This is a genomic window from Paraburkholderia piptadeniae, assembly GCF_900007165.1.
GTDB classification, from domain to species: Bacteria; Pseudomonadota; Gammaproteobacteria; order Burkholderiales; family Burkholderiaceae; genus Paraburkholderia; species Paraburkholderia piptadeniae.
Map to the genome: position 1 here is coordinate 53,871 of NZ_CYGY02000115.1, position 10,773 is coordinate 64,643.

5 protein-coding genes are annotated in these 10,773 nt (G+C 56.9%); 3 read left to right on the top strand and 2 right to left on the bottom strand.

Translation table 11 applies throughout. The features are described 5' to 3' along the window. Together BN2476_RS40875 and BN2476_RS40880 are read left to right on the top strand one after the other, a co-directional pair. Nucleotides 1–2,901, top strand: coding sequence for an anti-phage-associated DUF1156 domain-containing protein (locus BN2476_RS40875; RefSeq protein ID WP_087739832.1), 2,901 nt, complete (start codon nt 1–3; stop codon nt 2,899–2,901). An 18-nt stretch (nt 2,902–2,919) separates the two neighbouring features. Then, complete coding sequence (locus BN2476_RS40880; protein ID WP_087739833.1) at nt 2,920–5,667, top strand: phospholipase D-like domain-containing anti-phage protein; 2,748 nt, start codon at nt 2,920–2,922, stop codon at nt 5,665–5,667. A gap of 619 nt (nt 5,668–6,286) precedes the next feature. Here BN2476_RS40880 and BN2476_RS40885 read toward each other — a convergent pair. Both BN2476_RS40885 and BN2476_RS40890 read right to left on the bottom strand, forming a co-directional pair. Next, nucleotides 6,287–7,378 (bottom strand): HigA family addiction module antitoxin, encoded by a 1,092-nt coding sequence (locus BN2476_RS40885; protein ID WP_087739834.1) that lies wholly within the window; start codon nt 7,376–7,378, stop codon nt 6,287–6,289. After that, nucleotides 7,371–7,715, bottom strand: coding sequence for a type II toxin-antitoxin system RelE/ParE family toxin (locus tag BN2476_RS40890; protein ID WP_087739835.1), 345 nt, complete (start codon nt 7,713–7,715; stop codon nt 7,371–7,373). The genes BN2476_RS40885 and BN2476_RS40890 overlap by 8 nt, the downstream gene beginning before the upstream one ends. 1,469 nt (nt 7,716–9,184) lie before the next feature. Here BN2476_RS40890 and BN2476_RS40895 point away from each other — a divergent pair. Next, nucleotides 9,185–10,366: a hypothetical protein gene (locus BN2476_RS40895; protein ID WP_087739836.1), complete on the top strand. Its 1,182-nt coding sequence runs from the start codon at nt 9,185–9,187 to the stop codon at nt 10,364–10,366. Nucleotides 10,367–10,773 lie beyond the last annotated feature (407 nt).

The following is a 10,773-nucleotide window of genomic DNA, read 5'->3' on the forward strand; positions in this document are numbered from 1 at the left end:
ATGAGCACCCCAAGCTTCATCGAACAACAATTTCCCGTCGCCCGTGTTTCCGCCGAATCCTACAAGGAGCGTATGGCCGGCGCGGGGTCCAGTCAGACGCTGACCGGCGTCGGTAAGTGGTGGGGGCGCAAGCCCCTGGTGCTCGTGCGCGCTTGCCTGATTGGGCTATTGATGCCAGTGTCGGCTGACCCCAAGCGGGACCGCGAAATCTTTCTCAAAATCATGACCATGGACGAAGCCGGTCTGTGGCAGCGCAAGAACAAAGCTATCGACCAAGAGACACTGGAAGCCCTGCTCACTGAAGACGAAATCAAGACCTGGCTGCGCGATGAAAACGGTCATCCTAAGCCGCGCTGGGGGGCAGGGCTGACCCTCCAAGATCGAGAACTCGTGCAGCGGCGTGCCTTCGACCGCCTAAACTACGATGAAAAATTGGACTATTGTCTGCGGCCAGAGCAGATCGAAGGACCCTCTCCGGAAGCTTGGGAAGAAATCAACACGCACCTGGGGACGACAGCGAAAAACCTGGTACAACTGGTTCAGCAACTGGGTGTGCGTCGTTTCGGCCACATTGCCCGCATCGGGGATCCTGTGTGCGGTGGCGGTTCCATTCCGTTCGAAGCCGCGCGTATTGGCTGTGCATCCTATGCCTCCGACCTGAGCCCCGTGGCGGCGTTGCTCACTTGGGGCGCATTGCACCTGGTCGGTGGTGATGTGAAGACCCGCAAGCGTGTACGCGAAATCCAGCAAGCTGCCTATGACGCGACGCGCAAGGAAATTGACGGTCTTGGCCTGGAATCCAACGACAAGGGTTGGCGACACGAGCAGCTTTACTACGTGGTCGAGGCCAAATCACCGGCCACTGGTCTTTGGGTGCCGCTTGCACCTTCGTGGGTGATTTCCGAGAAATACAAGGTCTGTGCTGTTATCAGGAAGAACGTTGACAAAGGCAATTACGACATTGACATCGTCACCGACGCCGATGCGACGACAATGACCAACGCCAAGAAAGGCACGGTTCAACGCGGCCGCCTCGTTTGCCCGGAAACCGGCAACAGCTATGCAATTGCCGACCTGCGCGGGGACCGTCGGGTAAATGGTGAAACAGTCTACGGTCTCCGTCTTTGGGAAAGCTCCGACCTCGTGCCACGACCTGATGATGTATTTCAAGAACGGCTCTATTGCGTCCGTTGGGCCGTACCGGATGGAGATCGTATCTATTCCGCGCCCGATGCGGCCGACCTCGCTCGCGAGGCAAAGGCGCTTGCGCTGATGAAGCACTACATCGCGGACTGGCAGGTGAAGGGATACATCCCGAGCCGTTCGATTCCACGCGGCGGAGACAAGACTGAGGAACCCGTCCGAACGCGCGGGTGGACTCACTGGCACCATCTGTTTACGCCGCGCCAGTTGTTCATGCTCGGCAGCTTTGTCAAAAACGCCGTCGAACCGGACCCGACGGATGCGCTGCGAGTGGGAGCGGCCGCGGTAGCGGTGGGTGCGGCATTGGAGCGACTCTCTCGCCTTTGTGGAATCGACTCGCATATCTCCAAGGGGCCTGGTTCGACGATGAACGTCTTTTTCAACCAAGCGCTCAATACCCAAATGACATTTGGTTCCCGGAGACTGGGCGGGATCAAACGCTGCTTGTGCGGCGAACTGACAGAAGCGCCTATAGCCAATGCCGGAAGCTTAGTTAAGCTGATGGACGCGCGCGAAGTTTCCACGGAATCTGATATTTGGTTCACCGATCCGCCCTATGCTGACGCGATTAACTATCACGAGCTGACTGACTACTTTCTTGCGTGGTACGAACACCTCTTGCCTACGGCTTTCACAGACTGGCGTTTTCAGAATGTGGTCGTGTTGTCGGTACAGGGCTCAGGTGACGATTTCAAACGCTCGATGGTGGATATTTACGCTCGGCTGGCCCGGCAAATGCCGGACAATGGCTTGCAACTCGTGCAATTCACCCACCAGAACCCCGCGGTGTGGGGTGATCTCGGCATGATACTTTGGGCCAGCGGCCTCAAGGTCACCGCCGCCTGGACGATCAGTACCGAAACGGCTACAGGTGGCATCAAGAGGGGCAACTATGTGCAGGGGACTGTAAATCTGGTGCTGCGCAAACGCACTGAACAGCGTTCGGCGTGGCTGGACGAGATTTACCCGCTGATTGAAGACGAGGTCAAGCTACAACTAGACAGCATGACAACGCTGGATGATCAGTCGGAGCCCAACTTCGGCGATACGGACTACCAGCTCGCGGCCTATGCTGCCGCCCTGCGAGTGCTAACTCAATTTGCCGACATCGAGGGCATGGATATTCGTCATGAACTCTTCCGCGAACGTACAGGTACTGAGAAATCCGAATTCGAGAAAGTTATCGATCGTGCGGTGGAGATTGCAGCCAATTACTTGATTCCCCGTGGCTTCGACGAATTTCACTGGAAGAGCTTGAGCGCCGCCGAGCGGCTCTATCTCAAGGGTTTGGAGCTGGAACGTCACCGCGAGGCACGCGCCGGTGCATATATGGAGTTGGCCAAGGGGTTTGGCGTGCGTGAATACACACACTTTTACGAACGATCGGAGGCTAATGCTGTGAGGTTCAAAACGGCCAGTGAATTCAAGCGCCAGCAATTGGAAGGCGAAGATTTTGCCAGCAGCCTCACCCGTCATGTGCTATTTGGCATTTACGAAACCGTACGCGAGGAAAATGCCCGTGCTGGCCTTGACTATCTCAAGACCGATGGTGCCGTGGATTACTGGGGCAAGCGAAAAACGATACTTGCTCTCCTCGCGTATCTGAAGCCCTTGGCCCATATCGGCCACATGCCACATTGGCACGAGGATGCTGAGGCGGCCGAGCGGCTGGCTGGGGCGGTGGAGAACGATCATTGATCGCACGGAAGTTTTCTCATGACCGTGAACCGCCATTCCTCCCGCCAGGAGAAGCTCGATGCCTCTCTCTTGCAAGCTCGACTAGTAGGGGCCGCGAGTTATGACCGTATTGCTGGTTATTTTCGCTCCTCCCTTTTGGAGGTGGCGGGCGAGGCAATCGAAAATGTAACAGGCAAGGTCCGCGTGGTTTGCAACTCTGATCTGGAACCCGCCGACGTCGAAACGGCCAAGGCAGCCCAGCAAGCGATGCGGCAATCCTGGTGCGCTTCGTCCCCAGAGAAACTCGCCACCAACGACGCTGGACGTGGACGCTTCGCTCGCCTCTTTGGCCTGCTCGTTTCGGGAAAGCTGGAAGTTCGTGTATTGCCAGATGCGGCTTTTGGTTTGGTGCATGGCAAAGCTGGCGTCATCCGTTATGACGATGGCCGGACAACCAGTTTTCTGGGCAGCGTCAATGAGACCCTCTCTGCCTGGCGGTTTAACTACGAGTTGATGTGGGAGGACGACAGCGCAGAGGCGGCGCGTTGGGTTCAAACGGAATTCGACACGCTATGGAATCACGTCCAGGCTGTCCCTCTGGCTGACTTCATCGTGCAGGACGTCAAGCGTCTGGCCGATCGTCAAGAGACTCCTCTAGACGACTGGCGGCGCGACACACGAGCCAGCCCAGCTTCCGCGGCGGTGGAATCGCCCGTTTACCGGCAGGAATTCGGTCTGTGGGCGCACCAAAAGTATTTTGTGAAACTGGCTTTCGACGCCCATCGACGCGGTACTGCGCGCTTTGTTCTGGCTGACCAAGTGGGGCTGGGGAAGACGGTGCAGCTGGCTCTCGCTGCGCTGTTAATGGCGCTTACTGGTAAGAAGCCGGTGCTGATTCTCGTGCCGAAACCCTTATTGAATCAATGGCAGGACGAATTACGCGATTTGCTGGCGATTCCCAGCGCCGTCTGGATGGGAGATGCTTGGGTCGACGAGCAGGGAATTGAACATCCGGTGAATGGACCGGACGGTGTCCGGCGGTGCCCACGCCGTTTCGGGATCGTGTCACAGGGCTTGGTCGTTGCGGGCAACGAGATCACGGCTCACCTGCTTGCAATGAGTTTCGAGTGCGTGATTTGTGATGAATCTCATAGGGCACGGCGGAAAAAGGCGGATCCTAAGGATTTGACCAGTCGGCCAGAATATAACAATCTGGCAGCATTTCTAGCTCGGGTCAGTGCCCGTACCAAGAGCATGCTGCTTGCCACAGCCACGCCGGTGCAATTGCACCCAATAGAAGCTTGGGACTTGCTGTCCATCCTTGCTGCTGGCAACGAGGCCGTATTAGGAAACGACTGGAGCGAATGGCGCAAGCCGGCGCACTGTCTGCCGGTGGTGATGGGTGAAAGGGCATTGTCTAGCGATGTGTTCGAAGCGTGGCCCTGGCTTCGCAACCCTCTACCGCCCCGCAGTGAAGGGACGAATTTCCGATTATTACGGCAGCGGTTTTGTCTGGACGACGGCACCTTTGTGGCTTCCGGTGACCTAATCGGCAGCATGAATGGCCCCACCCGTACCCTGCTGGGGCAAATCGCCCAAGACTTCGGTCGCAACCACAATCCGTTCATCCGCCACATCGTCCGTCGTACTCGACAATATCTGGAAGGCACCATCGATCCCGCCACCGGTGAGCCGTATCTGAAGCCCATACGGGTTCGCCTATTTGGCGAGGGTGAGGACGAGGCCGTGGCGTTGCCCCCATACTTGCAGGATGCCTACAACGCGGCGCAAGAGTTTTGCCGTCTGCTCAATCAGCGAGTAAGAGGTGCCGGTTTTCTCAAGACGCTTTTGCTGCGACGCATGGGTAGCTCCATTTACGCAGGACGCCGCACGACTGAGAAGATGCTTGCCACTTGGGGCGCTAATCGTCAGGCTACAGATCGTCGGGCCGAGATTGGCGACGAGTCCATCGACGTCGATGACGACGATACCGAACCGCGCAATGCCACTGCTGAATCCGAGATGAAAAATCTGACAGCGGTCGAGCGAGCCGAATTGGCGCGGTGCCTCAAGGCACTAGAAATCAGTCAGGACCGTGATCCGAAGTTTCAACAGGTGCTGGACTATCTTATCGGCGAAAATTGGCTTGCACGAGGTTGCATTATTTTCAGCCAGTATTTTGATAGCGCGTGGTGGCTGGCGGAATCGCTGTCGCGCGATCATTTACCACACGAGCCGGTCGGCCTATATGCTGGTGGAGCGAATTCCGGCATTCTGACGGCGGGCCAGTTCAAGGCGTGCGCTCGCGACGACATCAAGACAAAGGTGAAGCATGGCGAGGTTCGCCTGTTAATTGGTACCGATGCAGCATCCGAGGGGCTCAATCTGCAACGCCTTGGCACCTTGATTAACCTTGACTTGCCATGGAATCCGACACGGCTGGAACAGCGTAAAGGCCGTATCCAGCGCATCGGACAAGTCCGCGACGAAGTCTTCGTTTGCAACCTGCGCTACCGCGGGTCGGTCGAGGATAGGGTGCATCAGCTTCTGGCGGACCGTCTCGAATACATTTTCGAGCTCTTCGGCCAGATTCCTGATGTTCTGGAATCGCTGTGGATCGATGTGGCACAAGGCAACGTAGACGAGGCCAAACGCCTCATTGATGGTATTCACCAAACACATCCGTTCGATAATCGCTACGCCAAGGTCGAGAATCTTGATTGGGAAAGCTGTGCAAAGGTACTGTCAGAAGGTGAGATTCGAAAGGTGTTGTCAACCGGTTGGTAAGGATCACTATCTGACTCGCGCAGTTCAAGCAGTGCTAGCTATGCGACCGAAACCCGAGGTTCACGCGCGAGCTTTGCAATCGAAACTAGACGGCTCGGGGTGCCCTTGCGCGACCTTCTCGTTGCTGTTGCTATCTCAGGTGACAATAGTCTCCATCACTCGTTTGGTGGGGTCCCCTGTGGCCACTTTGGCGTCTATGGTCTAGGCGGTACTCGCGCACCGCTTACACCTATCGTCATCGTGAGTCTCAGTCAAACGCGCCGCGTGGTGGTGGGATAGGAATACTCTCGATTCGACGCAGGAACACATCATCTACGACGCTCCCGGTCGCCCTCAGAAGCAGCGGCTTGCCGGAGGTGACGTTGTCAGGTGGGGCGTGGCACGATCCACACGGAAGCTGCTGCAATTGATTGCAGGATTGGGACGGATGCAATTCGCTGGCGCATCTATCGTGCGTGCGCTGCCAATACGGGGCGGCTGCGTTGTCTTCAAAGTATTCCTGATCGTCGCAAATATTCAAGCAGTTAGACATGGAACATTTCAGGCAGACAACGCACCTACCCTACACAGGGGTGTAATTGAATACGAAGCTACTCCGGATTCGTTTTCAAAAATGATGTCATTCATGAGCCCAACGAAATGTTTGCTTCAATTCATTGCAGTGATTGCGGGGTAGTAACTGCCGGTGCTGTAACTGGCCGACAACTATTCCAGGTGCAATTCCAATCTCTTTGGCAAATGAGGCAATGGACGCTTTGTTGAATTGATTTCGCCTTATAAACGCCGAAAACTGTGATCGCGGTAGCAGTTCCTGCTCGGCGAAATGATTCGCCTCCGCCTCTTTGCTTGCATCCAACCCATTGGCCCCTTCGAGGAAAAGCTCCTTTTTCCCATGGAGTAAGATGTGTCCAGCCTCGTGAAAGAAGGTAAACCAGAGATGATCGTCGGTGCGATATCGCAAACTAAGCTGAATAATTGCCTTGTTGGCGTTAAGCCATCTTGTGGCGCCGCTGACGCCAGTCTTGGGTAGTGCCGGGACGAACACAACGGCCACACCCGCTGCGGCGCACAGTTCCTGCATACGTGGGACAAAACTCTCAGGGCGCTCTATCGTCAGTAGTCGAATCTTATCGAGTGCATCACGAAAAGCGGCCTTTTCGAAAGGTCCGCACGGAATTTGTGAGGCTTCAATTTCGCCACGACGTAACCATGCAGAGACAGCCTCGGGAAATATCTCTTGACTGTTATGTTGGCGGTAGGCGACATTTAGGTTCGGCCACATGTCATCCCATTGGCTAACGCTGGCGATCCCGAAAAAGCGCAACACTTCAACCAACTGCGCCTTTGCATCAGAGCGTCTCTCAACCCAGTTCAGCTTTGTCATCAACGCGATCGGAATGCGCTTGAGCCAGTCCAAATCGTGCTCGAGCTTTGCCTCCTCGTCTATTCGTGCCAACGCCTCCTGGTATTGGCTTTCAAGGTTCAGCCAGTAGTCGGCAGGCATGCCAAGCGCCCGCTCCAGCTTGATTGCGGTTTCGGGCGTGATCGATGATTTCGCTTGAACAAGTGAGACTATGTGCTTCGGGGTCAGGCCTGTCCGCCTTGCCAGCTCCTGTTGAGTCATCCCGCGAGTCTCCAGCTCGTCCCCCAGGATCTCACCTGGCGAGACCGCATAGTCAGGCTGAAATTCGTTGGTAGGTTGCTTAGCCATGAGTATCCTCGATTCCGGTTATTTCGATGGCAGTCACTCGACTCCAGTCCAACCCGCCCTCGGGCCTTTCAGGTACGGGATTGTGCTGCGGCTTGAAGACAAGTCTGTACGGATGATCCAGATCAACCGTCAGATGGCCCTTTCGATTCCCTGTGAGCTCGTGACACCGATGGGGAGGGCTCATCGGCGGAGCAAAAATGCCTAAATTTGGTGCGGCGCGAAGCTGTGTCAGTGCAATCCTCAGCTTTTTTGTCCTCAGAGGTCCGTGCGCTTTGATCATTGCCTTCTCTTCGTTGAGCTGTTTCCGCAGCGCCTTGTTGGCGAAGGTGATGTCCATTCCGATAGCGGGACAGTTTCAATAACCTGTGAGGTTATCATTTTTTCAGAAACTTCGCCAGCCAGCATGGCTTCCGTAAGACATGGGCTCGATGATGCGAGTCAAACGACAGTAAGGATCGGCCAGAGCTGCGCGATTAGTGGCGCTGCTTCAGCCTCTGCTTGCCGACGTTCAAACCGGTTTAGCTTGTGCAGTCGGCTGAGTCCGGATGGTTTCCACGTTGCCGTTGATTTTCGAGTCACGGCGCTCGATCCCTTTGGATTGTCCGGACGCAGCTGGCGAGCGGGTGTCTTCATCAGGGTCGCGCGAGGCGGCAAGGTGCATGACACGAGTCAGCGACAGACCGGACACCGGTGATTCGAGATGCTCGCACTGCGCATTGACGATGCTCAGCCTGTTCGATCAGAACGCGGCGAGCGTGCGGGTGAGCGGAACTCGCCGAAAGCCTAGTGGCCCGATGGCAATGTAATTGCAATCGAATGACAGACATTGTGCGTTCCGACAGTCGAAGCCGCCGCCCGCCGTTTTTTCGACCGTGGAAAGCCCGCACCCTCGCCCAGGTGCGCGTCGCTCCAGCCACCGCGCCTTGGCCGTCGGCGGACAGGGCGCGGGACCGTGCGTCGAGCGTGGCTATCTTCCGGTCAGTCCGCATGCCTCGGCACATTCATTTTCGCTGCGACGCAGATGAAATGATGAAACATGACTGTCCTGGTCGACAAAAGCGGGTTGGGGCACGTCCAGCGCGACGACCGAATGGGGAGGGATTCCCGCGTTCGCAGCACGGTGCCGCCCGAGCCATGAACGCTGCGGTGCATTGGATTGTGCGGATTGATGCAATGGGTGCCGCCGCCCTATTGCCCCTTGCGGCACAATGGATTGTGCGGATTGGTGCAATGGGTGCCGCCGCCCTATTGCCCCTTGCGGCACAATGGATTGTGCGGATTGGTGCAATGGGTGTCGCCGCCCTATTGCCCCTTGCGGCGCAATGGATTGTGCGGTTTGGTGCAATGGGTGCCGCCGCCCTATTGCCCCTTGCGGCGCAATGGATTGTGCGGATTGGTGCAATCTGCGCCGCCCCTGCAACGCACTATGCGCTGCGGCGGAGTTGCACGGATTGCGAACGACCGTTGAGCATCATCAACCGTGACTACGCTTCGTGCGTATGCGTTACGACAACCAGAGGGTCCACTCAATGCCACTTGCGTCTCGCGATTGATGGCTGCGATTTTGCAGCATGTCGGACCGAGCTTGGCCCAATCGGCGGAGGACTACGCGTAAAGTCTGAAACCCGATCGGCGCGTTCGTACCCGGAGCGAACCTGCGGGGAAGAATCGTCCTTGTTGGGTCATTGAGCGATACAGTCATTTGCGAACGGGGGCGCGGATATATTGTTTCTGCTGAAATTCCCCCGAGGGCTGTGCTGTTCTCGTGACGACCTAGTGTGATCGTCAAACGAGCTGAGGTAACGGATGAATAAGATTGCCTACCTGCGCAACAAGGTTGCCGCGGAATTTGTGAGCCACATCGCCCAGATGCTTACCGGAGAGATCGCCGTTGAAGGGATCTGGCGGGGCTTCGAGGCAAAATTCGGATCTGTACCGGACAAGACGCTCGAGCAGCTTTTCCGGAGATACTCGTGGCGGGAGAAGAGCCTTCTTGAGACTACCCGGAACCTCCGGCCGCTTCGCCGCGCTCTGCGTCAAGCGTTGCGATTCCCAAGGAAACTGACGGCGGATACGCTGCGGGCCCACTTGAATCCGATCATGGGTTGGGGGATGGGTAGCGCAGAGTCCTATGATGAGTGGGCTCGCGATCAGGGTGAACGGCTTGTCACGTTGTTCATGGATGGCATTACCGCGCTCAACTCGGACTCCCCCGACCTCTCTGCGTTCGAAAGGGCCAAAATGAACGCCGGATTCACAAAGTCATTCAGCCATGCTGCGGACCACAGCATCATGCTTGACGGCCGGGTCGGCGCAGCATTGTGTTTGCTCGTGCGCCAGTTTCTGAGGAGGCATCCAGAGCTTGGCGTGAATGGCGTGCCGGAAGTTCTTGCCTTTCGTTGGGGAGAGCAAAGACCGCGGCCTGGCCAGCCTTCGGTCCCTCGAAATCCCTCTGGTGAGGGGTTTAAATTTGGTCGGCTCTCGAGTGCGGGTAGTCGCCGCTGGGCCGAACTGAATATTCGGGCGAATTGGATTCTTCGAGCGGCACGTGATCAGGCTGGGGCCAAATGGTGCCGCGGTCGCTATGGCCTTAGGCACATTGAGGCCGCACTTTTCATGCTGGGATATCAAATTGATCCGCTCGCGACGAACTACGCCAACCGTTCGTTTTCCCCGTCCTCTGAGGCCGTCGTGCCAACGCACTCAAACAGGCGCGCAATGCCCGTACTGACCAACTTTGCGCGCGCGCATGCCGTGCTTTCGCGCCAAGATAATGCCACCGTGATGCTTCGCACGCGTAGGGGCACACCATTTAGCGCGTCAGCCAGGAACCGACGTGACGGCACCCCGGTGATCGTATTCAGTCACAACAATCTTGTGCATCCCTCAGACTGGGGCTATACCTGCAACTCGTACGGAAAGGCAGGGCAACGGATTGGGCAGTACGTTGCGCAACTTGACGCTTGGGTCGCATCGCTGACGTCGTAGCTCTCACAACGGTTGACCAGGTGTCTTGTCGTCTACGCTATGCAGGACTTCTCGAGCTCGACGGAGCGTAGAGGTAGATCGGCATCAGGGGCAGCATCGCCGTGCCACGTTTCGCGACGGGCCCGAGACACGTCGAACAGACCCTTGATGGACGCACAGCCCAGCGCTGCCGCCTGCCTGACGGTCTGCCGTCAGCGATTGCGCGGGGAAGACGTTCATCGTCGCCGCTGGTGGCACAGGACGGACCCAACTCGACCTATGACGTAAAACAATCCGAAAGCTCCGATTGCTTTCAGCAGGAGATCTGAATCGTTCGTCGGCGTGTTCGGAAGGTGGGATTTTTCCGTTGATCAACAGCGAGCGTGAACCGACCCTTCGAGCGATCGACCGTAAGCGCCCGGCAATGT

Excerpts from the sequence above, each read along its gene's own strand:
- BN2476_RS40885 (WP_087739834.1), bottom strand. The coding sequence starts at position 7,378 with ATGGCTAAGCAACCTACCAACGAATTTCAGCCTGACTATGCGGTCTCG.
- BN2476_RS40895 (WP_087739836.1), top strand. The coding sequence starts at position 9,185 with ATGAATAAGATTGCCTACCTGCGCAACAAGGTTGCCGCGGAATTTGTG.
- BN2476_RS40880 (WP_087739833.1), top strand. The coding sequence starts at position 2,920 with ATGACCGTGAACCGCCATTCCTCCCGCCAGGAGAAGCTCGATGCCTCT.
- BN2476_RS40890 (WP_087739835.1), bottom strand. The coding sequence starts at position 7,715 with ATGGACATCACCTTCGCCAACAAGGCGCTGCGGAAACAGCTCAACGAA.
- BN2476_RS40875 (WP_087739832.1), top strand. The coding sequence starts at position 1 with ATGAGCACCCCAAGCTTCATCGAACAACAATTTCCCGTCGCCCGTGTT.